Source organism: Microbacterium panaciterrae (assembly GCF_039541635.1).
GTDB lineage: Bacteria > Actinomycetota > Actinomycetes > Actinomycetales > Microbacteriaceae > Microbacterium > Microbacterium panaciterrae.
On sequence record NZ_BAABGP010000003.1, the window covers coordinates 468,124 to 490,816 of the forward strand.

Annotated in this window: 19 protein-coding genes; 9 read left to right on the top strand and 10 right to left on the bottom strand. The window is 70.8% G+C overall.

The window, feature by feature from the left end:
• Positions 1–35 precede the first annotated feature (35 nt).
• Together ABD882_RS02230 and ABD882_RS02235 are read right to left on the bottom strand one after the other, a co-directional pair.
• Positions 36–1,181, bottom strand: a complete 1,146-nt coding sequence (locus tag ABD882_RS02230; RefSeq protein ID WP_345183879.1) for a DmpA family aminopeptidase — start codon at positions 1,179–1,181, stop codon at positions 36–38.
• Positions 1,178–2,650, bottom strand: a complete 1,473-nt coding sequence (locus tag ABD882_RS02235; RefSeq protein WP_345183881.1) for an APC family permease — start codon at positions 2,648–2,650, stop codon at positions 1,178–1,180. The genes ABD882_RS02230 and ABD882_RS02235 overlap by 4 nt, the downstream gene beginning before the upstream one ends.
• Before the next feature lie 183 nt (positions 2,651–2,833).
• Between ABD882_RS02235 and ABD882_RS02240 the strand changes: the two genes are divergently transcribed.
• Positions 2,834–3,448, top strand: a complete 615-nt coding sequence (locus ABD882_RS02240; RefSeq protein ID WP_345183883.1) for a TetR/AcrR family transcriptional regulator — start codon at positions 2,834–2,836, stop codon at positions 3,446–3,448.
• A 123-nt stretch (positions 3,449–3,571) separates the two neighbouring features.
• Here ABD882_RS02240 and ABD882_RS02245 read toward each other — a convergent pair whose 3' ends face one another.
• A complete protein-coding gene (locus tag ABD882_RS02245) occupies positions 3,572–4,150 on the bottom strand; it encodes a TetR/AcrR family transcriptional regulator (protein ID WP_345183885.1) in 579 nt (192 codons plus the stop codon).
• A gap of 86 nt (positions 4,151–4,236) precedes the next feature.
• Here ABD882_RS02245 and ABD882_RS02250 point away from each other — a divergent pair, with 86 nt between their 5' ends.
• Positions 4,237–5,418, top strand: coding sequence for an acyl-CoA dehydrogenase family protein (locus tag ABD882_RS02250; protein ID WP_345183887.1), 1,182 nt, complete (start codon positions 4,237–4,239; stop codon positions 5,416–5,418).
• A gap of 37 nt (positions 5,419–5,455) precedes the next feature.
• Positions 5,456–6,613 (top strand): thiolase family protein, encoded by a 1,158-nt coding sequence (locus tag ABD882_RS02255; RefSeq protein WP_345183889.1) that lies wholly within the window; start codon positions 5,456–5,458, stop codon positions 6,611–6,613.
• 41 nt (positions 6,614–6,654) lie between these two features.
• Here the strand turns inward: ABD882_RS02255 and ABD882_RS02260 are convergent, their stop codons facing one another.
• The 3 genes from ABD882_RS02260 to ABD882_RS02270 form a co-directional block, all read right to left on the bottom strand.
• Positions 6,655–9,699, bottom strand: a complete 3,045-nt coding sequence (locus ABD882_RS02260; protein WP_345183891.1) for an AAA family ATPase — start codon at positions 9,697–9,699, stop codon at positions 6,655–6,657.
• Positions 9,699–10,880 (bottom strand): exonuclease SbcCD subunit D, encoded by a 1,182-nt coding sequence (locus tag ABD882_RS02265; RefSeq protein WP_345183893.1) that lies wholly within the window; start codon positions 10,878–10,880, stop codon positions 9,699–9,701. The genes ABD882_RS02260 and ABD882_RS02265 overlap by 1 nt, the downstream gene beginning before the upstream one ends.
• A gap of 91 nt (positions 10,881–10,971) precedes the next feature.
• Complete coding sequence (locus ABD882_RS02270) at positions 10,972–11,271, bottom strand: GNAT family N-acetyltransferase (RefSeq protein ID WP_425563312.1); 300 nt, start codon at positions 11,269–11,271, stop codon at positions 10,972–10,974.
• 339 nt (positions 11,272–11,610) lie between these two features.
• Between ABD882_RS02270 and ABD882_RS02275 the strand changes: the two genes are divergently transcribed.
• The 5 genes from ABD882_RS02275 (at position 11,611) to ABD882_RS02295 (ending at position 15,253) form a co-directional block, all read left to right on the top strand.
• Positions 11,611–12,321 carry a winged helix-turn-helix domain-containing protein gene (locus tag ABD882_RS02275; RefSeq protein ID WP_345183897.1) on the top strand — a complete coding sequence of 237 codons (711 nt, stop codon included), beginning with the start codon at positions 11,611–11,613 and terminating at the stop codon, positions 12,319–12,321.
• A 193-nt stretch (positions 12,322–12,514) separates the two neighbouring features.
• Positions 12,515–13,462, top strand: a complete 948-nt coding sequence (locus tag ABD882_RS02280) for a DNA-3-methyladenine glycosylase family protein (protein ID WP_345183899.1) — start codon at positions 12,515–12,517, stop codon at positions 13,460–13,462.
• Between the two features lie 39 nt (positions 13,463–13,501).
• Positions 13,502–14,260, top strand: a complete 759-nt coding sequence (locus ABD882_RS02285; protein WP_345183901.1) for a siderophore-interacting protein — start codon at positions 13,502–13,504, stop codon at positions 14,258–14,260.
• A gap of 64 nt (positions 14,261–14,324) precedes the next feature.
• The gene (locus ABD882_RS02290; RefSeq protein WP_345183903.1) at positions 14,325–14,741 is read left to right on the top strand and encodes a VOC family protein; all 417 of its coding nucleotides are present in this window, start codon (positions 14,325–14,327) and stop codon (positions 14,739–14,741) included.
• Positions 14,742–14,836: 95 nt separating this feature from the next.
• Complete coding sequence (locus ABD882_RS02295) at positions 14,837–15,253, top strand: VOC family protein (RefSeq protein ID WP_345183905.1); 417 nt, start codon at positions 14,837–14,839, stop codon at positions 15,251–15,253.
• A 36-nt stretch (positions 15,254–15,289) separates the two neighbouring features.
• Here ABD882_RS02295 and ABD882_RS02300 read toward each other — a convergent pair whose 3' ends face one another.
• The gene (locus ABD882_RS02300; protein ID WP_345183907.1) at positions 15,290–15,919 is read right to left on the bottom strand and encodes a MarR family winged helix-turn-helix transcriptional regulator; all 630 of its coding nucleotides are present in this window, start codon (positions 15,917–15,919) and stop codon (positions 15,290–15,292) included.
• A 94-nt stretch (positions 15,920–16,013) separates the two neighbouring features.
• On the opposite strand from ABD882_RS02300, the gene ABD882_RS02305 reads away from it, so the two are divergent.
• Positions 16,014–18,191 (top strand): MMPL family transporter, encoded by a 2,178-nt coding sequence (locus tag ABD882_RS02305; RefSeq protein ID WP_345183909.1) that lies wholly within the window; start codon positions 16,014–16,016, stop codon positions 18,189–18,191.
• 16 nt (positions 18,192–18,207) lie between these two features.
• Here the strand turns inward: ABD882_RS02305 and ABD882_RS02310 are convergent, their stop codons facing one another.
• The 3 genes from ABD882_RS02310 to ABD882_RS02320 all read right to left on the bottom strand — a co-directional run bounded on the left by ABD882_RS02310 (position 18,208) and on the right by ABD882_RS02320 (position 22,643).
• Entirely contained in the window at positions 18,208–19,659 is a 1,452-nt protein-coding gene (locus ABD882_RS02310; RefSeq protein WP_345183910.1) for an MFS transporter, read from the bottom strand.
• Positions 19,660–19,721: 62 nt separating this feature from the next.
• Positions 19,722–21,149 carry a M20/M25/M40 family metallo-hydrolase gene (locus ABD882_RS02315; RefSeq protein WP_345183912.1) on the bottom strand — a complete coding sequence of 476 codons (1,428 nt, stop codon included), beginning with the start codon at positions 21,147–21,149 and terminating at the stop codon, positions 19,722–19,724.
• A gap of 30 nt (positions 21,150–21,179) precedes the next feature.
• A complete protein-coding gene (locus ABD882_RS02320) occupies positions 21,180–22,643 on the bottom strand; it encodes a cation:dicarboxylate symporter family transporter (protein ID WP_345183914.1) in 1,464 nt (487 codons plus the stop codon).
• Between the last annotated feature and the right edge of the window lie 50 nt (positions 22,644–22,693).

Sequence of the window (22,693 nt, forward strand, 5' to 3'; positions counted from 1 at the left end):
CGGGATCACGAGAACGCGCGATCCCGGGATCCCGCTCACCCGGTCGTGCGTGCGGCGAGCAGCTCCTGCACGCGCCCGACCGGCAGACCGGCGACGGATTGCTTGTGCCCGACCGTGTCCTCGCCTGCGACCAGCACGTTGAGCACCGCCTCCTCGGTCGCCTCGACCACGGCGGTGTACAGCGGATCCATCCGCCCCCACGGCACCGCCCGCAACTCGTCGAGCACGATCTCGCTCCTGCTCTCGGGGAACCGGCTGGCCAGCGCGCCCTGATTCGCCGTCGAGAAGGCGAGGAAGATGTCGCCGGAGAAATGCGATCCCGCGGTGCCCGTGCGCGCGAGGCCGAGCGAGACGCGCCGGGCCATCGCCGTGCACTGTCCCGGCAGCAGCGGCGCATCCGTGGCGACCACGACGATCACGCTGCCCGCCCCCTGCGGAGGCGCCGGTGCCGGACTCGCCGCACCGACGCTGGACTCGGAAGCGGATGCGCCGACGCGGGCCGCCGCCTCCGCCTTCAGCGTCGCCCCCACCGGCACCCCGCGCACGGTCAGTTCCGACATCTCCCCGAAGTTCGCCTGCAGGAACACCCCGACGGTGTACTCGGCGTCGCCCAGTGCGACCCGCCGCGAGGCCGTCCCGGATCCGCCCTTGAATCCGTAGCAGATCATCCCGGTTCCGCCGCCGACCGCGCCCTCGGCGACCGGCCCCGATCGTGCGCCGTCGAGGGCCGCGACGGCATGCTCCGGACGCACGTGCAGACCGTTGATGTCGTTGAGCCGGCCGTCCCAGGTCTCGGCGACCACGGGCAGCAGCCACTGATCCCTGGCCCCGGGCACCGCGTCGAGCATCCAGCGGATCGCGCCCTCGTGCACCGCGCCGACCGAGTGCGTGTTGGTGATGAGCACGGGAGTGCCGAGGCTGCCGGACTCCGCGATCCACACGGATCCCGTCATCTCGCCGTTCCCGTTCAGGGAGTGCACGCCGGCGGCGACCGGATCCGCGGCACCCCCGCGTCCGCGCGGCAGGATGGCGGTGACCCCGGTGCGCACGACGGTGGCGTCGCGGCGATCGATGAGCGTCGTGTACCCCACCTCGATCCCCGGGACGTCGGTGATCGCGTTCTCCGGTCCGGGCGTCCCTGCGCCGATCAGGCCCAGCGCCCGCGCCCGCGCGCGGCTCATGCGACCCTCTCATCTTCGAGCTCTTCGTCCGCCGGGTTCGGCAGGGTCCAGCGATCCGGCTTCCCGCGCAGATAGACCGCGTAGTAGATCAGCCCGAGCGCGAAGATCGCGACCGCGACGCCGACCGGCACCCAGTCGGTGACCAGGCTCATCACGAGGATCGCGAGCGTGGCGAGCGTCATCAGGATCGGCGCGACGGGCCAGAGCGGCATCCGGTACTCCGCAGCGTCGGTCGTGCGGTTGATCCGTCCGATGAGGGCTGCGAGCCCGACCAGCGCGTACAGGATGACGATCCCCGCACTCGTCGCGACGAGCAGCACCGTGAACGGCACGAGCCACAGGCAGAGCGCCGCGATCACGCCCACGATGATCGTCGCGACGACCGGGGTGCGCAGCGTCGGATGGATCCGTCCGAGCGGCCGGTTGATCGCGTCCGGCCAGGAGCGGTCGCGCGCCGAAGAGAACAGCGTGCGGCCGAACTGCAGGATGATCGCCAGCACCGCGTTGATGACGGCGATCGCGATCCCGACGCTCACGATGGTGTTGACCACAGGCCCCGCCCGCTCGGTGAGGAACTGGGTCATCGGCGCCGCCGACCCGACCAGGGCGCCGAGATCCTTGCTGCCCAGCAGCACCGCGATCAGCGGCACGAGCTCGGCCACCACGGCGATCGCGAGGGACCATAGGATCGCCCGCCCGATCGTGGACCGGGCGTTCTTGGTCTCCTCCGCGTAGTAGACGGCGGCGCCGTAGCCGTTGAAAGCGAACAACGCCGTCGCCGTGTACGAGACCACCAGCCCGGCCGAGGCGCTCACGAGCGCGCCACCGGCCCCGCTGGTCGTCACCGTCCACAGCACGGAGATCGGCTGGCTCACGTGCAGGAAACCGACGACGGTCAACACCACGAGGGCGCCGATCTCCAGGACCAGGAAGATGCCGGTGACCCAGGCGTTGGTCTTGATGCCCAGGCAGGCGATCGCGGTCGTCACCAGGATCACGACGATGCCGACCCACTCGCCGCCGAGCGCCTTCGAGAGCACGCCGAGATACTGTCCCGCGCCGGAGGCGATCACGCCGATGATGAGCACGCCGCTGACCAGGTTCAGCAGGAAGAGTCCGAAGCCCCACGGCTTGCCGAGGGTGCGGGCGACGAACGCGTACTCGCCGCCGGTGATCGGGAACGCGCTGGACAGCTCGGCGTAGCAGAGCGCGACGAAGATGCCGATGATGGCTCCGATCGCGAACGCGAGTGCGGACGCTCCCCCGATGCCGTTGATCACCGCGGGCACGATGATGAACACGCTCGAGGCCGGCGTCACCGCCGAGAGCGTGATCAGGATGTTCTCTTTGAACGTCAGCCCCCGGGAGAGCTGCTGCTCGTACTTCACCACGTCGGGCACCACCCCCGGCATCTTCGCTCCCCGGGCCTCGGCCGCTTCGCCGAGATCCCCCTGCAGTGCGTCGCTCATCGTTGAGCCTTCCGTTCGCGAATCGAATATCTGACTTGCCAATCAAATCGATATGAATCTGGACTGTCAAGCATTTTCAACGGATTATTGCCACGCGCTTGATTGTCGAGTCAATTAGTATTGGCGCGACGCAGTCTCGCGTTTCGCGCCCCAGACGGCGCGGGATCCTGAGATGATGACGGCATGGCAAGCGCAAAGAAGGCATCGGACCGTCGCGATCAGCTGATCCTCGCGACGCTCGACGCGATCCGCGATCGAGGCATCGCGAATCTCCGCATCCAGGACGTCGCCACGCGGGCCGGGGTCGCCACAGGCACCGTGCACTATCACTTCAACGACCTCGATCAGCTCATCAACGACGTCTACGCGTGGGCGTGCGATCGGTTCTACACGACCCGCTTGAACGCGCTCGCGGGCGTCGAGGACGCCAGGGATCAGCTGGTCCTGATGATCGACGCCGGCGTGCCGGAGAGCGAGAACGATGCGCTCGTGATCGCGATGCATGACATCGACCTGTACCGCCGCGGCAACGCGACGATGGGGCTGCTTCTGCAGGCCCTGTACGAAAGGCAGGTCGCGCTCTACTTCGCAGCCCTGCAGCTCGGCGTCGCGCAGGGGCACTTCCGGCTGAGCGGGCCCGTCGTCGACCTCGCGCAGAATCTCGTCGCCCTCGAGGACGCATACGAGCTGCACATCATCAGCGGCAACCGCTCGGCCGCTCCGGATCGGGCGCGCGAGCTCATCCTCGGCTACGCGCGCACCGTGACCAGCTGCGCCGACCTGCAGCTGCGGCGCTGACGGCGGGCCCCCTGGGTCCGTGAGAAACCACTTCGTGCATGAGACACCTCATCTGCCGTGGTGTCTCATGCAAGATGTGGTTTCTCGCGGATCGGGTTCAGCCCAGGAGCTCGCGTCCCGGGCTCAGCCGAGGAGCACGCGTCGGGCGGCCTCGGTCAGGATCCCGCGCTCATCGGCGGACGCGGCGACCTCGGTGTTGTGCGCGGTCGAGTTCAGCAGCCCGAACGCGGCGTGCATCGTCACCTGACGATCCGCGGGGGTGACCTCGGGACGGATCCGTCCGACGACTTCCGCCCAGACCGTCAGATACTGGCGCTGCAGCTTGCGGACCTCGCGGTTGGCCGCCTTCGGCAGCGTGCCGAGCTCACGATCCTGCACCCGGATCACGTCGCGATGCGTGAGGGCGAAGGTGAGATGGAAGTCGATCAGCGCGTCCAGCAGCTCGCGATCGGATCCGTGCGGCGCGGCGACGATCTCTGATCCGCCCTGCAGCAGGAACTCGCTCGTGCCGATCAGGATCTCCTCGAGCATCGCCTCCTTGCTCGGGAAGTGCCGGTACAGGGCAGGGCCGCTGACGCCGACCGCGGTGCCGAGTTCGCCGATCGAGACCGCATGGAATCCGCGGTCGGCGAAGAGCTGCGCCGCGGCGTCGAGGAAGCGCTGTCGGGTACGCGCCTTCCCCTGCGCCCTTGCGGTGGTCATCCGGCCAGGATAGCGATCCTGGACAGCCGAGTGAATGCTCGCTAACCTTTATTTCAGTTACCGATCGTTCACTGAGGAGCAGATCCATGTCCGAATCGATCCCGTCAGAACTCCCCGACGAGTATCGCGAGCTGTCGGCGACCGTGCGGGACTTCGCCGAGCAGGTGGTCGCCCCCGTGTCGGCAGAGCACGATCGCGCGCACAGCTTCCCCTACGAGGTCGTCGCGGGCATGGCCGAGATGGGGCTGTTCGGCCTCCCCTTCCCCGAGGAGTACGGCGGGATGGGCGGCGACTACTTCGCGCTCTGCCTCGCGCTGGAGGAGCTCGCGAAGGTCGACCAGAGCGTCGCGATCACCCTTGAGGCCGGGGTCTCGCTGGGCGCGATGCCGATCTTCCGATTCGGCACCGAGGACCAGAAGCAGCGCTGGCTGCCGTCGCTCGCGGCAGGCACGACGCTGGGCGCATTCGGCCTCACCGAGCCCGACGCGGGCAGCGACGCAGGCCGCACCCGCACCACGGCACGCCTCGAGGCGGGCAGTGCGGGCGACGCGGGCACCGGCGAGTGGGTGATCAACGGATCGAAGCAGTTCATCACCAACTCCGGCACCGACATCACGGCCTTTGTCACCGTCACCGCGGTCACCGGGGAGACCGAGCGCGGCAAGGAGATCTCCACGATCATCGTCCCGTCCGGCACCGCCGGGTTCGAGGTGGCGCCGCCCTATGACAAGGTCGGCTGGAACTCCTCCGACACGCACGGGCTGTCGTTCGCCGACGTTCGCGTGCCCGCGGAGAACCTGCTCGGCGAGCGCGGGCGCGGCTACGCCAACTTCCTGCGGATCCTGGACGAGGGCCGCATCGCGATCGCGGCGCTCGCGGTCGGCGCCGCCCAGGGCTGCGTGGACGAGGCTGTGCGCTACGCCAAGGAGCGCCAGGCGTTCGGCACGCACATCGGCGGGCACCAGGCGATCGCGTTCAAGATCGCCCGGATGGAGGCACGCGCGCAGGTCGCCCGGCGGGCGTACTACCACGCGGCGGCGCTGATGCTGGCTGGCAAGCCGTTCAAGCAGGAGGCCGCGATCGCGAAGCTCACCGCGAGCGATGCGGCGATGGACAACGCCCGCGACGCGACGCAGGTCTTCGGAGGAAACGGCTTCATGAACGAGTACCGAGTCGCGCGGCACTACCGCGACTCGAAGATCCTCGAGGTCGGCGAGGGCACCACCGAGGTGCAGCTCATGCTGATCGCCCGCAGCCTCGGGCTGTGACGGATCCGGGCTCCGTGAAGCGAGAGACAATGGCCGTATGAGCAGCAACAGGGACGCGGTCATCGTCGCAGCCCGGCGCACGGCGGTCGGCATCGGCAAGCCCGAGCGCGGAGTGTTCAGCGGCATCCACCCGGTCGACTTCTCCACCCACCCGATCCGCGCGGTGCTCGCGGACACGGGGATCGATCCCGCGCTCGTCGACGACGTGATGTGGGGGTGCGTGTCACAGGTCGGCGAGCAGTCCTTCAACGTCGGCCGCAACGCCGCCCTCGCCTCCGGCCTGCCGGAGGCCGTGCCCGGCATGACGATCGACCGGCAGTGCGGATCCTCGCAGCAGGCGATCCAGTCCGCGGCCGCCGCGATCATCGCGGGGTTCGCGGACGTCGTCGTCGCGGGCGGGGTCGAGGTCATGTCGCGGGTGCCGATGTTCTCCAGCGTCGCGGGGAAGGATCCCTACGGTCCGCTCATGCACGAGCGCTTCCCCGACCTCGGCAATCAGGGCGTCGGCGCCGAGCTGATCGCGCAGAAGTGGGAGCTCACCCGCACCGAGCTCGACGAATTCTCCGTGCGATCGCACGAACGGGCGGCTGCAGCGACCGCCGCGGGTCTGTTCGCCGAGGAGATCGTCCCGGTCCCGACCGCGGCCGGTGTCGTCACCGCGGATCAGGGGATCCGTCCCGATTCCACCGTCGAGCGTCTCGCCACCCTGCCGACGCCGTTCCTCGAGGGCGGGGTCGTCACCGCCGGCAACGCCTCGCAGATCTCGGACGGCGCCGCCGCCGTGCTCATGATGACGAGCGCCCGTGCCGCCGAGCTGGGCCTCACCCCGATCGCGCGCGTCCACAGCGTCGCGGTGGTGGGCTCGGATCCGATCCTCATGCTCACCGGACCGATCCCGGCGACCGCGAAGGTGCTGGCACGCGCCGGCCTGGGCATCGCCGACGTCGGCGCGTTCGAGGTGAACGAGGCGTTCGCACCGGTCGTGCTCGCCTGGCTCGCCGAGACCGGGGCGGATCCGGCGCTCGTCAACCCGCGTGGCGGCGCGATCGCGCTGGGTCACCCGCTGGGCGGATCCGGCGCGCGCCTGACCGTGACCCTGCTGCACCACCTGCGGCAGAACGGGATCCGGTACGGGCTGCAGACGATGTGCGAGGGCGGCGGCATGGCCAACGCCACGGTGTACGAACTGCTCTGACCCGAGCCGACCCGGGGGCTCTGCCCGTCGAGAGCGGGGCCTCAGCTCTCGATCACGCTCGGCCCGTCGGGGGTCGTGCGCACCGTGAGCTGTGCGGGGATCTGCTCCTGCATCGCTTCGACATGGCTGATCACGCCAACCGTGCGGCCGCCCGCCCGCAGCTCGTCGAGGGTGCGCAGGGCGACCTCGAGCGTCTCCGCGTCGAGGGAGCCGAAGCCCTCGTCGATGAACAGCGTGTCGAGCCGGATCCCGCCCGCACGCGCGGTGACGACCTCGGCGAGCCCCAGCGCGAGTGCGAGAGAGCTCAGGAACGTCTCACCGCCGGACAGCGACTGCGCGGGTCTCGTGTGGCCGGTGAACGCATCGAACACGACGATCCCGAGGCCGCTCGCGGCGCCGCGAGCGGCCCGGGCGTCGCTGTGCCGGAGCGCATAGCGGCCCGCCGACATGTCGGCCAGGCGCAGGTTCGCGGCATCGACGATCTGCTCCAGCTCCGCGGCGAGCACGAAGGTCTCCAGGTTCATCCGGTACGTGTTCGCCCCGCGGCCGGCGAGCGTGTCGGCGAGGCTGCGCAGGATCTCGTGCTCCTCGGCGGCCGCGGAGCTCTGCTCGTGCGCGGCCGTCGCGGAGACGAGGAGCGATCCGAGCTGGCCGGCGGCCGTGCCGGCGCGGCTCGCGGCGTCGACCGCGGTCGTCCAAGAGGTCCGGGCTTCCGCCTCGCCGGCCTCGAGAGGAGTGAGGTCGATGACCTCGTCGGGGAGCGTGCGCAGTTCGAGATCGAGCAGGATCGCGCGCTCCTTGCGGCGCTCGGCGGCGTGCGCGGTGAGGCGCTCGTCGAACGCGGACTGCGCGGCAGGGGTGCGCAGGGCGGCTGAGGCCGATGCCGGATCCTCGAACGGCGAGTCGGCCAGCGCCGCGGTCTGCTCGTCGAGCGCCAGGGCCGCGGTCTCCCGTTTCGCGGCGCGGTCGTCGATCGCCGTGGCGAGCGCGTGCGCGGCGGCGATCCGCAGTGCCGCGTGCTGCAGCCGCTGGGCGACCGTGGCGAAATCGCCGCGGGCCGCGACCACCTCGGCGCGCGCGGTCTCGAGCGTGTGCCGGGCGAGCGCAAGGGCCTGGGCGCCCTCGGCGCGACGCAGTGCCACGGCGTCGAGTGCGGTCTCGAGCACCGCATCCTCGGCCTGCGCCTCTGCCCGGCGCCGCTCCGCGTCGAGAGCCGCCGCGCCTGCATCCGCGGCGTCCGCGCGCTCCGCGGACACGGCGGCGAGCTCCGCCTGCGCGTCCTCGAGCGTGCGCCCGTCCGCCCGCGCGGTGGCCGCCGCCGCCTCCGCCTCGAGCGTGGACAGCGCCGCCGTGGCCACCCGCACCTGCTCCGCAGCGCGTTCGCGGTCCTCGGTCGCGCGCGCGACGTCGTCCACCGAGACAGGATCCGCATGCGCGGCCGGGGCCGGATGCTCGGTCGACCCGCACACGCCGCACGGCTCGCCCGCTTCCAACGCCTCGGCGAGCTCGCCCGCCATGCCCGCGTCCCGGCGGCGGCGCAGATCGGCGGCGCGGGCGAATGCGGACGCGGCGTCGCTTTCGCGGTCGGCGACCTCGCGCGTCGCCGCAACACGCTGCGCTTCGAGGCGCACGGATTCCTGCGCACCCGTCACCCGCACCGACGCCGCGGTGACCGAAGTCTCGAGATCCGGAAGCCGAGCGGCACGACGGCGCAGCTCGTCGCGCTCACGCGTGAGCTGCTCGATCACGTCGGGCAGCGCGGAACGCTGCGCGACGAGCGTCGCAGCGTCCGCCTCAGCGGAGGCGACGGCGCCCTCTGCCGCCACGACCTCGGCCTCGTGCTCGGCGATCCGCGCTTCGTGCGCCGCGGCCTGCTCCCAGGCGCCGCTCTCCCGTGTGCGGGCAGCGGCCCAGTCCCGCAGCGGTTCTGACACGGATCCGTCCGGCGCCGCCGGATCCTCCTCCACGATCGTGCGCCACTCCTCCGCGGCCCCGGCGGCCGCCTGGTCCGCCGACGCAGCCGCCACTGCAGCCCGCTCTGCCGCGATCAGGACGTGTCGGATCGCCTCCGCCGCCCGGGCGCCATCGAGCGTGCGGCGGTCCTCGGCGATCCGCTCCTCCTCCGCGTCGAGCGCCGCCAGCGCGGCCCTGGCGCGGTCCCGCTCGGTCTGCGCCTGGCGCTGCTCGCGCGCGGACACCAGCGCGGCGCTCGCCGCGCGGTGCGCGCCTTCGGCGGCGGCGCTCTCCTCGGAGCGGCGCTCGGCCCGGTAACCGGCGCGGGCCTTCGCCCGCTCGAGTGCATGCAGCCGGTCGCCGATCGACTCCGGTCGGGCAGGCTCAACCGCGGGAGCGTCCGCACCCGGCGCGAACGCGGCCGCACCCGGCGCCTCTCCCGCGATGGTCGCTTCCAGGCCGTGCTCGACGACGAGCTGCTCCGCCGTCTCGATCCGGGCGCGCACCGTGGCCTGGCCCGCGTCGAGCGCCTGCTCCGAGGCACGGCGACGTTCGTCGAAGCGGGCCTGGTAGTCCTCGAAACGGCCGGTGCCGAACAGCTTGCGCAGCAGCTGCTGACGCTCCTTGCTGTCCGCGAGCAGGAACTTCGCGAACCTGCCCTGAGCGAGCAGGATCACCTGCAGGAACTGCTGCATGTTCAGCTGCAGGATCCCGTCGAGCTCGTTCCCGACATCGACCTCACGGGCGGCCCGCCCGATCCATTCCCCGTCGACGAGCTCATCGAGCGCGACCGCCGAGGCCTGCTTCGTCAGCCCGCCGCCGCGTCTGGCCGGCCGTTCGTAGTCCGGGGAGCGCGTCACCCGGAACCGCCCGGCGACCGTGCTGAAGTCGACGACGACTTCGGTGATGTCGCCGGGCTCGCAGTGGTCGCTGCGCAGCCGCTTCTCGCCCTTCTCGTAACGGGGCACACTTCCGTACAGCCCGAAGCAGACCGCGTCGAGGATGCTCGACTTGCCCGCCCCGGTGCGTCCGCCGATGAGGAAGACGCCGTCGTCCGCGAACGCGTCGAAGTCGACGGTCTGCCGTCGCAGGAACGGCCCGAATCCCTCGATCTCGAGGCGGTGCAGCCGCACTAGACGAGCGCCTCGGCGCGCACCCGGTCGTCGAGCACCGAGCGGATCAGCTCCTGCTCGTCGGCGGTCGCAGCGACGCCGTTGCGGACGTGGCCCAGGAACGCGTCGATCCGCTCCTCATCGGTCGCCGCGGCGCGCAGGCGCTGCGCGTACGAGCGCTCGGCATCGACGGCGACCAGCACCGGCTCGTGCTGCACAAGGGCGCAGAACGGATACTTCTCGCGCAGCCGCCGCATCGGCTCGGTCTGCGGCAGGTCGTCGGTGTAGACCGCGCAGACCCAGTCGTCGGCGTGCGCGGCGACATTGTCCGGCGAGAGGATCTCGTCGAAGGAACCGGTCAGCGTCACCAGCGGGCGCGGCACCGGCAGCGGCAGCCACTCGGCCGCGACGGCACCGTCTGCGGCGAGGTCGATCAGCCAGGATCCACGCGGCTTGTACTGTTCGCCGAAGCTGTAGTGCAGGGGCGCCCCGGCGTACCGGACACGCTCGGTGAGCACCTGCCGCCCATGGATGTGCCCGAGCGCGACGTAGTCGACGCCGTCGAACACCGAGACGGGGACCATGTCGATCCCGCCCTGACGGATCTCGCGCTCCAGCCCCGCGGTCGCATCGACGCCCGCCGCGAAGCAATGCGCGATCACGACCGAGCGCCCGGGGTGCTCTGCGAGACCCGCGCGCACGAGCCGCATCGCCCGCGCGAGGGTCTGCGCCTGGGTGCGCAGCGGGCGCGCCTCCTCACCCTCCGCAGCCTCCTGGAAGACGGCGTGCTGGCGGACGATCGCCGGCTCGAGATACGGGATCCCGAAGAATCGGACCGGCCCGTGGGCGTCGTCGATCGTGATCGGTTCGCCGACAGTGCGCGGGTCGGTCACGACGTGGATCCCCTCACGCAGGAGCCGAGCCTGGAAGCCGAGCCGGGCCGCCGAGTCGTGGTTGCCGCTGGTCACGATCACCTGCGCGCCGGTGCCGTGCAGCGCGACGAGGGTGTCGGTGAGCAACGTGTACGCGGAGGCCGCGGGCGTCGCCGAGTCGAACACATCGCCGGCGACGACCACCACATCGACGTCGTGCTCCTGCACCTGCGCGACGAGCGCGCCGAGCACGTCGGTCAGCGCGTCGAGCGTGGAATGCCCGTGGAAGGCGCGCCCGATATGCCAGTCGGAGGTGTGCAGGATCTTCATGCCCTCCACGCTACGGACGGGGTCCGACATTCCTGTCGAGGCGTGCCGCGAGAACGGGATGCCTCTCGTAACACTCCGACATTTTCCACGCTCAGCGCGGGCGCAGCAGTGCGGCCCGCTCGGGGTGCGCGTCGAACCAGTCAGCGACGTACCAGCAGACCGCGTCGATCCGGCGATCCCCCCGCTCGGCGATGTCGGCCACCGCTCGCTCCACGAGCACGCCCGCATACCCGGATCCACGGAAATCCGGGATCGTGAACGCCCTGGTCATCGCGACGGTGCGCCCATCATCGCGGTAGTCGAGCACGCTCACCAGCGCGCCGTCGTGCATGAGCGTGTAGCGCGAGGCATCGTCCTCGCGCGTGAATTCGAACCGGTCGGAGGAGGTCAGGATCGCCACCCCGCCACCGTACGCCCGCCCCGACCGACACGGACTCGTTTTGACATTTCTGGTCACCGTCGGTAATAATCAGCCCCATGACCACCAACGCAAGCACCTTGTCCGCCCAGGAGGCGAACGGGACTACCGGGATGATGATGCCCGGTCGCGTTGGCATGTGTTGCCGAATGTGTCGCTGAAGCCACAACACTCTGTCTGACTCGCTCGTCGTGATCTTCGCGGGCTGAGTCTCCGGGCACCCACCCGCGTGCCTGCCTCTCCGGCTCGCCGGTCACTTCGCAACACCTTCCGAGTCCTCGACCGACTCCTTCCTTCCAAGGACCCATCATCATGTCGAACACCGCCCTCCTCGAGCGTCCTGTCACCGCCGCCCCCCGCCTGCACGCCGTTCCGCGCACGCAGATCGACACTCCCGTCCCGGCCGTCGACGCTCCGCCCGCCCGCTCGCCCCGCGGTTTCGCGCTCTACGTCGGCATCGACGAGCTCAAGGCGGCCACGAACGGGGTGAGCCTGCCGCTGCTGGTCGACGCCCTGCGCCGCACGCTCGCCGAGCTGGCCCCCGACGCCGAGACGCACGCCACGGTGGCCCTCGCCCCGCACGGCACCGGAGGCCGCGACCTCGACGTCGTGCGCCTCGCGCTGCACGAGCCCGGTGCGATCGCCCGTTCCAAGGCCGAGGCCGAGGAGCGCGAGCCCGCAGACGGCGGCGGTGTCGTCGTCGACATCTCCCGCAAGCGCGTGCTGATCGACAGCGAGTCGGCCGCCTTCACCTACAAGGAGTTCGAGCTGCTGCAATACCTCGTGCTCCGCGAGGGGGCCACGATCGAGCGCAGCGAGCTGGTCTCGGCCCTGTGGCAGACCTCCGATGAGGAGGCTCCCGGCGAGCGCACGATCGACGTGCACGTGCGCCGGCTGCGCGCCAAGCTGGGCCGCTACGAGGACATCGTCCGCACGGTCCGCGGCGTCGGCTACCGCTTCGACCGCCACGCCGACGTCGTGATCCGCTACGGCGTGGGCTCCCCCTCCCCCGACCGGTTCTGAGGTCCCCGAGTTCCGCGTCGCCCAGTCGGTTCCTGCGGGGATACGTCAACGCGAGTGCACCGGATCCTGTCCGGTGCACGGCTTCTCGACGCGGATTTCCCGTGCATTCGACGCCATCCCGTGCACTCGCCTGGATTCACGACGAAGGCTCACGGTCGGCACTGACGTCGGCACCTCGATCTAGGGTGTTCCCATGACTCTCGACGCGGATCCGACGCCTCGCGCGTCGGCCGCGCTCGAGAGCGTCTACCGACCGTCGCGTCCGCTGGACCTGCTCGGCACCGTCGGGATCCTGCAACGCGGTCGACGGGATCCGACGATGGCGATCGAGGGATCCGTGATCTGGCGCGCGATGCGCACGGATGCCGGGATCGCGACGCTCGCACTCCGCCCCGCATCGGGCGAGGTCCGCGCCACGGCCTGGGGTCCCGGAGCCGGCGAGGCGCTCGCGCACGTCCCGCGATTGTGCGGCGCGGACGACGATGCGGAGGGCTTCGACCCCTCCGCCCAACCTCTGCTCGCCGCCACCGCCCACCGCCACCCCGGGGTGCGCCTCACCCGTACCGACGCCGTATTCGAGGCGCTCGCGGGCGCGATCATCGAGCAGAAGGTGACGGGACTGCAGGCGTTCGGCGCCTGGCGCATGCTCGTGTCCCGTTTCGGCGACCCGGCGCCCGGCCCCGTGCCGCGACCGCTGTCCGCCGCGCCCGCGGCCGAGACCTGGCGCCGCATCCCGTCCTGGGCGTGGCATCGCGCCGGTGTGCAGCCGCCGCAGTCGCGCACCGTGGTCCGCGCCGCCGAACGCGCACCGAGCATCACGCGCGCCGTGCACGCGGCCTCCGGCGGCGACGCCCGCGATGCCGCGCTCACCAGCCTGCCCGGCGTCGGACTCTGGACCTCGGCCGAGACCCGGATCCGCGCCCTCGGCGACCCCGACGCGGTGAGCGTCGGCGACTACCACCTGGCTCACGAGGTCGGCTTCGCCCTCACCGGGCACCGCACCGACGACGCCGGCATGCTCGCCCTGCTCGCACCGTGGGCAGGACATCGGCAGCGCGTCGTCCGGCTGATCCGCCTCAGCGGCGCCGCTGAACCGCGTCGCGGCCCGCGCCTCGCCCCCGAGGACCACCGAGATCGCTGACACGACGGCGGGGTCGTCGAGTCACGGTAGCCTCGCCTCATGACGTCTGCGCCCTCCCGCTTCACTCTCGAACGCCACCCCCTCGAGCCGCGCTTCCGCAGACTCTCCCTCGCCTCCCGCGAGTGGATCGCTCCCGACTACGTGCGGGTGCGCCTGGTCGGATCCGACCTCGAGGGCTTCGATTCCCTCGGCGCGGACGACCACATGCGGTTGTTCTTCGTCGATGGCCCAGCCGACTCGGTCGAGGAGATCCGCGCCTCGCCGAGCCGCGAGTACACGCCGCTCGCCTGGGGTGCGGACTGGCTCGACGTCGAGTTCGCGGTGCACGGCGCCGAAGGGGTCGGCGCCCCCTGGTCCGCCGAAGCTCCACTCGGCTCGATCATCGGGGTCGGCGGCCCGCGCGGATCCCTCGTGCCCGAGGGCGAGCCGACCGGGTGGATGCTGGCCGGCGACGAAACCGCGATCCCGGCGATCCGCCGCTTCGCCGCGCGGATCCCGGCTGGCGCCGCCGCACGCATCGCGATCGAGGTGCGCGGCGCCGATCACGAGCTTCCGATCGACGCTCCGGTGGCCGTCGAGTGGATCCACCGCGGCGATGCGCCGGCGGGTTCCGCGCTGACGGCGTTCCTGGACGGTCTCGGCGCCGCGGATCGCCTCGGCGCCGATCCGTTCGTGTTCGTCGCAGCCGAGCAGTCGATCGTGAAACCCGGCCGCGCGCTGCTCGAACGCTGGGACGTCGACTCCTCACGAGCGATCGTGAAGGGGTATTGGAAGCGCGGCGAGGCCGCAGACAAGTAGCGCACCCTCGTCCGCCGCCGTCGAACCGCCGGTATCAGGGCTCGCGGTCCGGCAGACTGGCCGCATGCCCCTCATCGACCACCTCGGCCTCACCGTGGCCGACCTCGACCGCGCGTTCACTCAGTGGAACCCGATCCTCACGGCCCTCGGCTGCACCCCCGAGGACGGCGAGACGGAGGGCGGCATCGCCTGGTGGCGCGAGGGCGACACCGAGCTGATCCTGTACCGCGCCCCCACCTCGGGCACTGCACCGCACGAGTATGGCCGGATCGGCTGGCAGCACCTCGCCTTCGCCGTCGACTCGCGCGCCGAGGTGGAGCGGCTGCACCGGATCGCGCTCGACGCGGGGTGGACATCGGTGCGGGATCCGAAGGTGTTCCCGCGCTTCTCCGATCGCTACTACGCCTCGTTCGTCGAGGACGACAACGGCATCCGGCTCGAGTTCATGCACAACCCGCCACGCGACGCCACTGCGCGCTGATCCGCGACACGCCGTTGCCGATGTCGGAGGCCGGGCTCAGACTGTTCCTGCGCACATCCCGCGCGGCACATCCGAGTTCTGACCGGAGGACCCTCATGACCACACTCAATCCCTACATCTCCTTTCGCGACAATGCCCGCGAGGCGATGGAGTTCTATCAGAAGGCGCTCGGCGGCGACCTCCAGGTGACCACATTCGGCGACATGCCCGGCGCGGTGCAGGACGAGGCCGAGCAGTCGCTCGTCATGCACGCGATGCTGACCGCTCCCGGCGATCTGGTGCTGATGGCATCCGACACCCCTGCGCACTACGAGTACAAGGCGCCGCAGGGCGTCTCGGTGTCGCTGGGCGGCACTGATGAGGCCGAGATCCGTGCGGCGTGGGAGAAGCTCACCGACGGAGCGACGGTCACACAGGAGTTCGGCCCGGCGCCGTGGGGCGACCTGTTCGGCATGCTCACCGACCGGTTCGGCATCGACTGGATGTTCTCGGCCGGGCAGAGCCAGGCCTGACGCTGTTCCAGCGCTGGGCCCGGGCCCGTCCCGGGCTCAGCGCTCGCCGTGGATCCCTCCCGCCCAATCGACGCCGTCGAGGCCCAGTTCCTGGGACATGTCGCGCAGGAACCGGATGACGACGTCGCGCTCGGCCTCCGTCAGGCGCGCCGCGGAATGGAACCGACGCGCCTGCTGGCGCCCGACCGTCTCCATCGCCGCGCGCTGCGTCTCCGGCGTGATCGAGATCGCGAGCGCGCGCCGGTCGGAGGGGTGCGCGGCGCGGACGACGTGCCCTGCGCTCTCCAGCCGGTCGAGCAGCTTGGTGGTCGACGCCGTCGAGATGCCCAGATGCTGGGCGATCCCGCCCGGCGTCGCCACTGCGCCCCTGTTCGCGCACACGATGAGGTAGTGCAGCGCCCGCATGTCGGTTTCGTTGAGCCTCATGTACCGACGGGACGCCTCGGCGAGGCGCTGCTCGGCATCGCGCAGCTCACCGAGCGCCGTCATCACCTCGGTGATCTGACGGATCCCGTTCTCGTCGACGTCGCCTCGGTCGAGGAGCATGCCCGTGGGGTCACTCGCCTCGATGTCGTAGACCGCGCTCGCCTCCACGCCGTCTCGCGTCGTGGCGCCGACCCGGATCACGGCGACCGGCTCGTCCGCCTCCTCACGCCCATCCACCATTCCGCCACACTACACCTGGCTATTTTTCAAGCTAAGATGATTACTTGCCAAGCTAGCTAATCCGGACTATCCTGCCGAAGACGGAAGGATCCCCATGACCGCCTCGCCGCACACCGCACGCCCGCGCCGCCCGCGCCGCGCCGCCCGCCTCCTGCGGATCGCCCTGCCCGCACTGATCATCCTGGGCTGGCTCGTCGCGGCCTCCCTCGGCGGTCCGCTCTTCGGGAAGGTCGACGAGGTCTCCTCCAACGACCGCACCGCCTACCTTCCCTCGTCCGCCGACGCCACCCGGGTTCAGGAGCTGCAGACCCGGTTCGCCGGCTCGGACGAGATCCCGGCGATCATCGTCGCCACCTCGACCGTGAAACTCACAGACTCCGAGCGCACCGCACTGTCGAACGCGGTGAAGAGCACGGCCGACATCGCCGGTGTCGGCGACGACGTCTCCCCCGCGCTCGTGTCGGAGGACGGTAAGGCGATCCAGGCGTTCATCCCGATTCGAACCAGCGCAGACATCGCCGGTGTGGTCAGCGAGATCCGTGCCGATCTGCAGGCGAACGCCCCGAACGGCGTGAAAGTGTTCGTGACCGGGCCCGCCGGCTTCAGCGCCGACCTCGTCGCAGGCTTCGCCGGCATCGACGGCATCCTGCTCGGGGTGACACTGGCGGCGGTGCTCATCATCCTGGTGCTGGTCTACCGATCACTGCTGCTGCCGATCGTCGTGCTCGCGACCAGCCTGTTCGCGCTCTGCACGGCCCTTCTTCTCGTGTGGTGGCTGGCGAAATGGGGTGTGCTGCTGCTCAGCGGCCAGACCCAGGGGATCCTGTTCATCCTCGTGATCGGCGCCGCCACCGACTACGCGCTCCTGTTCGTCTCCCGGTTCCGAGAGGCCCTGCGCAGCGAACACGACCGCAGTGCCGCCGTGCTGGCCGCGTGGAAGGGCTCCGTCGAGCCGATCCTCGCCTCGGGCGGCACGGTCATCGCCGGCCTGCTCTGCCTGCTGCTCAGCGACCTGAAGTCGAACAGCGCGCTCGGCCCGGTGGCCGCGATCGGGATCGCGTTCGCGATGCTCTCCGCCCTCACGCTGCTCCCCGCGCTGCTGATGGCGTTCGGGCGTGCGGCGTTCTGGCCGCGCCGGCCCGTCTTCGACCCCGAGGCCGTGCCCGGAACCACTCGCATGCCGACCAGCGGCGTGTGGGCTCGCCTGGCCGGGCTCATCCGTCGTCGCTCGCGCGTGATCTGGATCGCGACCACGATCGTCCTCGCGATCGGGACGGCGGGCGTGCTGCAGCTGGACGCCTCCGGCGTGCCCCAGTCCGATCTCGTGCTCGGCACCTCCGCAGCGCGAGACGGCCAGAAGGCGCTGAGCGAGCACTTCCCCGGCGGATCCGGCAGCCCCGTCCAGGTCGTCGTCGCGAAGGACTCGTTGCGCGATGCGGCGGACGTGTTGCTCGCCGATCACGGCATCGACGGTGTCACGGTCACGGCGAAGGACTCCCCCAGCGGCACCGCGACCGTGACCGCGGACGGCATCACGGCGGTGGGTCCGCCGGGAACGGCAGTGCCCGAGCCCACCGTCGTGGACGGCGACGTGCTGCTGCAGGGCACGCTCGTGGCCACCGCGGATTCGCCCGCCGCGGAAGACACCGTCCGACGGCTCCGCGCCGAGCTGCACAGGACGGGTGCTCTCGTCGGCGGCGTCACCGCGACCGCGATCGACACGAATGACGCCTCGCTGCACGATCGGGCCCTGATCATCCCGGTGATCCTCGTCGTGATCATGCTGATCCTCATGCTGCTCCTGCGGGCGATCCTCGCGCCGGTGCTGCTGATCCTCACCACCGTGCTGTCTTTCGGGGCGGCGATGGGCGTCTCCGCCGTGGTGTTCAACGGCGTGTTCCACTTCCCCGGCGCGGATCCGGCGGTGCCGTTGTTCGGCTTCGTCTTCCTCGTCGCACTCGGGATCGACTACAACATCTTCCTGATGACCCGGGTGCGCGAGGAGTCCCAGGTCCACGGCACCCGGGAAGGCGTGCGACGAGGGCTCGCGATCACCGGCGGAGTGATCACTTCGGCCGGGCTCGTGTTGGCGAGCACGTTCGCCGCGCTCGCGGTGATCCCGATCCTCTTCCTCGCCCAGCTCGCCTTCATCGTGGCATTCGGGGTGCTGCTGGACACGTTCGTCGTGCGTTCGCTGCTCGTCCCTGCACTGGTGCATGACATCGGCCGTGCCGTGTGGTGGCCGTCGAAGCTGTCCCGCGGGCAGCGCTGACGAGGAGCGGTGCGCGTCAGCCGGCGGCGGGCTCGCCGGCCCGGTCGGTGAATGCCTGCTTCGGCACGAACAGCAGCAGCACGGCCGCGGCGAGCGCGGTGACGCCGCAGACGATCCACACGGTCACGTATCCGCTGAAGGATCCGGCGGTGCCGGTGTCCGCGCCGGTTCCGCCGGCCACCGCGTGCATGAGGGCGATCCCGAACACGCATGACGCGATCGCGCCGCCGACCGTCTTCACCGAGTTGGTGAGGCCGGTCGCGACGCCGGTCTGCGTCGACGGCGCCGCCGAGGCCGCGGCCGCCGGGAGCGCGGCGACGAGCGCGCCGGAACCGATGCCCGCGATCATCATGTTCGTGATCAGCTGGAGATAGGCGCCGTGGAACGGCAGGAACAGCAGGAACCCGACGGCCACCAGCAGTGAGGCGCCGATGAGCGTGATGCGCGGCGTGACGAGGCGCGCCGCGACCGGGAACAGCAACGCCCCCGCGATCATCGCGATCAGGTACAGCCCGATGATGAGCGACGTCTGGAACCCGGTCGTGCCCAGCCCGTAGCCGTAGACCTGCGGATCCGTGCGCGCGAACGTCGACAGCGGCGCCTGCGCCCCGAGCACGCTCACACCGAACAGGCCCGCGGTGAGGAAGACGGGCCCGAGCGCGGGGCTGCGGAACATCCGCACGTCGATGAGCGGATCCTGGTGGCGCAGCTCCCAGAAGACGAACGGCACGACGAGCACGAGTCCGATGACGATCACGGCCCAGGACAGCGGGTTCGCGACACCGCCCGGGAGCCGGAGCAGGCTCAGCCCGCCGGTCAGCCCGATGAGCGAGAGCGAGATCAGCACGAGGCCGGTCGTGTCGAAGACCCCGCCGGTCTTCTCGGGCGACTCCTTCACCCCGAACAGGATCACGAAGAAGCACACGACGACGAGGAAGGCGGGCACGCACAGCACCACCGTCAGCGGGAGCACGTCGACGAGGGCACCGCCGGCGAGCGCGCCCAGGATCGCCCCGCCCTCGAGCGCCGCGACGAGGATGCCCGCGGCCTTCGCGGTGATCGCGGAACTGCCCTCCATGCGCCGGGCCCGCGACCAGATCAGCGCGATCTCGAGCGGCAGCCAGACAACGTAGAAGCCCATGAGCGCCCAGGCCACGAGGTACACGCCGAATGTCGTCGTGAACGGCAGCACGAACGCGGCGACCGCGGTGATCGCCGTCGAGATCAGCAGCATGCGCTTGCGGCCGATCATGTCGCCGAGCTTGGCGAACGCGGGCACGACCAGGGCCGAGAGCATGAGCTGCGCGCCCTCGAACCAGTTCACATCGGCGTCGTGGATGCCCAGGTGCCGTGCGATGTCGGTCAGCATCGGCGTGTAGTAGCCCTGCAGCACGCCGCTGGTGAACTCGACGAACGCGAGGAATCCGACGACCGTCACCAGGGCGCCGAGGGTGGCGGTGCGCGTCATCGCGACTCCTTGTTTCTTCATCCGGGCGCTTCGACAGGCTCAGCGACCGCAGCCGGGTCAGCTCACTGTAGCCGTTCGAGGAGAGCGCGGTGGAACCTCTCCCCGCGTTCCAGAGCGGCGATCTCGACACTCTCATCCACGCCGTGGATCGCGGCGCGCTGCGCGTTCGACATCTCCAGCGGCGCGAAGCGGTACACGGCCGGCGAGAACCGGTGGAAGTGCCGCGAGTCCGTGGCGGCCATCATCACGTAGGGGACGGCCGGGATCCCCGGATGCGAGACCGCGAGCGCGTCGGCGAGCAACCCGAACGGCGCGTTGTCGGTCGGCGATTCGGGCGACGGATCGCTGCCCTCCAGCACCTCGATCGAGACCTTCGGATCCGCGATGCGCCGGCGCACCCGTGCCGTGGCCGTCTGCACGGTCTCGCCGAGGGCGATCCGCAGATTCACGGTCGCCGACGCCTCGGACGGCAGCACGTTCGCCGCCGTGCCGCCGGACTGCATCGTGGCGGCGACGGTGGTGCGCACGAGCGCCGCAGCCTCCCCGCCGAGCGCCGCGAACACGCGCGCGGTGACCGGCGGGAGCGCGCCGAGCGCACGCAGCGGGAGCCGGGAAGGACCCGACGCGCCGCCGGCGAGCTGCCCGAGCATGCGGGAGATCGCGCGCGGCGTGCGCGGACGGAACGTGCCAGGACCGAGCCGGTCGACCGCGCGGGCGATCCGGCGCACCGCCGTGAGCGAGGGTGGGGCGGAGGCGTGCCCGCCGTCGCCGCGTGCCGTCAGCCGAAGGGTGAGCACGCCCTTCTCACCCACGCCGATCATCGCGGCGCGGCCGGGCACGAACGGCAGCGGAGCCTCGACGACGGCGCCGCCCTCGTCGAGCACGAGCCACGGCACGATCCCGCGTGCCTTGAGGGAGGAGGCGATCGCGATGGCGGCGGCGCCGAAGGTCTCCTCGTTCCCGCCGAAGGAAAGATAGACGTCGCGCGCCGGCACGAAGCCCTCCGCGAGCAGGTTCTCCGCCGCCTCGAGGATCACGATCAGGGGGCCCTTGTCGTCGAGCGCGCCGCGCCCGTACACGGATCCGTCCTCGATCACGCCGGCGAACGGCGGATGCGTCCAGGCGTCGCTCTCGTCCACCGGGACGACGTCGTAGTGCGCCATGAGCACGAGAGGTCCGTCGGCCGCCGCGCGGCGCCCGGCCCAGTGGAACAGCAGCCCGAACTCCGTGTGCCGCTCGAGCGTCAGCTCGGCATGCACCCGCGGGTACAGCTCGGCGATCAGGGCGGCGAAATCCTCGAACGGCGCGGGCCCGCGCGCGCCCAGCTCGGCGGAGACCGTGGGGAGCTGGATCATCCGGGACAGCCGTTCGGCGATCCTGGGCACGGAGTGAGGGGCGGCGGCGTTCATCGTGGCCATGCTAGCCGCGGATCGCTCGCGCACCTCCGCCGCGCCGTGGCCGACGACGCGCACGACAGGGGAGGCGGGCACCGGCCCGCCTCCCCGGAATTCACCGCCGCGTCAGGACACGGACGAGCGCTGCTGCGCGCGCTGCACCTTGGCACCCATCTCCGCAACCGCCGCGTCGCCGAGCTCTGCCGTGCCGACCGCGGCCTCCGTCGCATCCTGCTCCGTGCCGCCGCCGTGCCCGGCCCCGCCGTGCCCGACGCCGTCGAGCGTCGCCTCGTCGAACGGCAACGATCCGCTGAGCACCGCACGCACGCGCTGGTGGTCGACCTGCTTCGTCCAGGTGCCGATGAGCAGGGTCGCGACGGCGTTGCCGGTGAAGTTGGTGAGCGCGCGGCCCTCCGACATGAACCGGTCGATGCCGACGATCACGCCGACGCCGTGCACGAGGTCCGGACGATAGGCCTGCAGGCCTCCGGCGAGAGTCGCAAGGCCCGCCCCGGTGACGCCCGCCGCCCCCTTGCTCGCGATGATCATGAACACGAGCAGGCCAATCTGCTCGCCGATCGACATCGGCGATCCCATGCTGGTCGCGATGAACAGCGAGGCCATCGTGAGGTAGATCGCGGTGCCATCGAGGTTGAACGAGTAGCCGGTCGGCACCGTGATGCCGACGACCGGCTTGGACACCCCGAGGTGCTCCATCTTCGCGATCAGGCGCGGCAGCGCCGACTCGGAGGACGAGGTCCCGACGATGAGCAGGTACTCGCGGCCGAGGTAGGCCATGAGCCGGAAGATGTTCACGCGGGCGACGAGGAACAGCACGGTGCCGAGCACGACCGCGATGAACAGGATGCAGGTGATGTAGAACGCCAGCATCAGCACGCCGAGCCCCCAGATCGCGGAGATCCCGGTCTTGCCGACCACGGCGGCGATCGCACCGAACGCGCCGACCGGCGCGAGCCACAGGATCATGCCCAGGATCCGGAACACCAGCGCCTGCAGGTGGCGGACGAAGCCCAGGATCGGCGCGCCCTTCTCACCCAGGCCCTGCAGCGCGAAGCCGACCAGCAGGGCGATGAACAGCACCTGCAGCACGCTCTCGCCCGTGAAGGCGCTGAAGAACGTCGTCGGGATGATCCCCAGCACGAAGTCGGTGGTGCTCTTCGCCTCCGTCGTCGCCGCCGTGTAGGTGACGGCGTTAAGGTGCAGCCCCTCCCCCGGGTGGATCAGGTTGCCGACGACGAGTCCGATCGCGAGGGCGACCGTCGACATCACGAGGAAGTAGACCAGCGCGAGTCCGCCGATCTTGCCGACCGTCGCCGCCTTGGCGATGGATCCGACGCCGATCACGATCGTGCAGAAGATGATCGGCGCGATCATCATCTTGATCAGCGAGACGAACGCCTTGCCCAGCGGCTCGAGCGCCTGCCCGAACTCCGGCCAGGCCAGGCCGATCAAGGCGCCCAGCACGACGGCGATGAGCACCGACAGATAGAGCCAGGTGTGCCGGTCCCAGGACCGCTTGCCCCGGCGCCAGTCATGACGCGGGAGTGTGAAACCTTCGGTGAGAGCCATCGTCGCCTCCGCTGAGCAGATCGTGTTCCGACCGCTCCTCGGTGAGTCGG

Coding starts and splice junctions, on each gene's coding strand:
- ABD882_RS02275 (WP_345183897.1), top strand. CDS start 11,611: ATGTCGAACACCGCCCTCCTCGAGCGTCCTGTCACCGCCGCCCCCCGC.
- ABD882_RS02250 (WP_345183887.1), top strand. CDS start 4,237: ATGTCCGAATCGATCCCGTCAGAACTCCCCGACGAGTATCGCGAGCTG.
- ABD882_RS02285 (WP_345183901.1), top strand. CDS start 13,502: ATGACGTCTGCGCCCTCCCGCTTCACTCTCGAACGCCACCCCCTCGAG.
- ABD882_RS02300 (WP_345183907.1), bottom strand. CDS start 15,919: ATGGTGGATGGGCGTGAGGAGGCGGACGAGCCGGTCGCCGTGATCCGG.
- ABD882_RS02265 (WP_345183893.1), bottom strand. CDS start 10,880: ATGAAGATCCTGCACACCTCCGACTGGCATATCGGGCGCGCCTTCCAC.
- ABD882_RS02290 (WP_345183903.1), top strand. CDS start 14,325: ATGCCCCTCATCGACCACCTCGGCCTCACCGTGGCCGACCTCGACCGC.
- ABD882_RS02295 (WP_345183905.1), top strand. CDS start 14,837: ATGACCACACTCAATCCCTACATCTCCTTTCGCGACAATGCCCGCGAG.
- ABD882_RS02320 (WP_345183914.1), bottom strand. CDS start 22,643: ATGGCTCTCACCGAAGGTTTCACACTCCCGCGTCATGACTGGCGCCGG.
- ABD882_RS02305 (WP_345183909.1), top strand. CDS start 16,014: ATGACCGCCTCGCCGCACACCGCACGCCCGCGCCGCCCGCGCCGCGCC.
- ABD882_RS02280 (WP_345183899.1), top strand. CDS start 12,515: ATGACTCTCGACGCGGATCCGACGCCTCGCGCGTCGGCCGCGCTCGAG.
- ABD882_RS02235 (WP_345183881.1), bottom strand. CDS start 2,650: ATGAGCGACGCACTGCAGGGGGATCTCGGCGAAGCGGCCGAGGCCCGG.
- ABD882_RS02255 (WP_345183889.1), top strand. CDS start 5,456: ATGAGCAGCAACAGGGACGCGGTCATCGTCGCAGCCCGGCGCACGGCG.
- ABD882_RS02230 (WP_345183879.1), bottom strand. CDS start 1,181: ATGAGCCGCGCGCGGGCGCGGGCGCTGGGCCTGATCGGCGCAGGGACG.
- ABD882_RS02245 (WP_345183885.1), bottom strand. CDS start 4,150: ATGACCACCGCAAGGGCGCAGGGGAAGGCGCGTACCCGACAGCGCTTC.
- ABD882_RS02310 (WP_345183910.1), bottom strand. CDS start 19,659: ATGACGCGCACCGCCACCCTCGGCGCCCTGGTGACGGTCGTCGGATTC.
- ABD882_RS02240 (WP_345183883.1), top strand. CDS start 2,834: ATGGCAAGCGCAAAGAAGGCATCGGACCGTCGCGATCAGCTGATCCTC.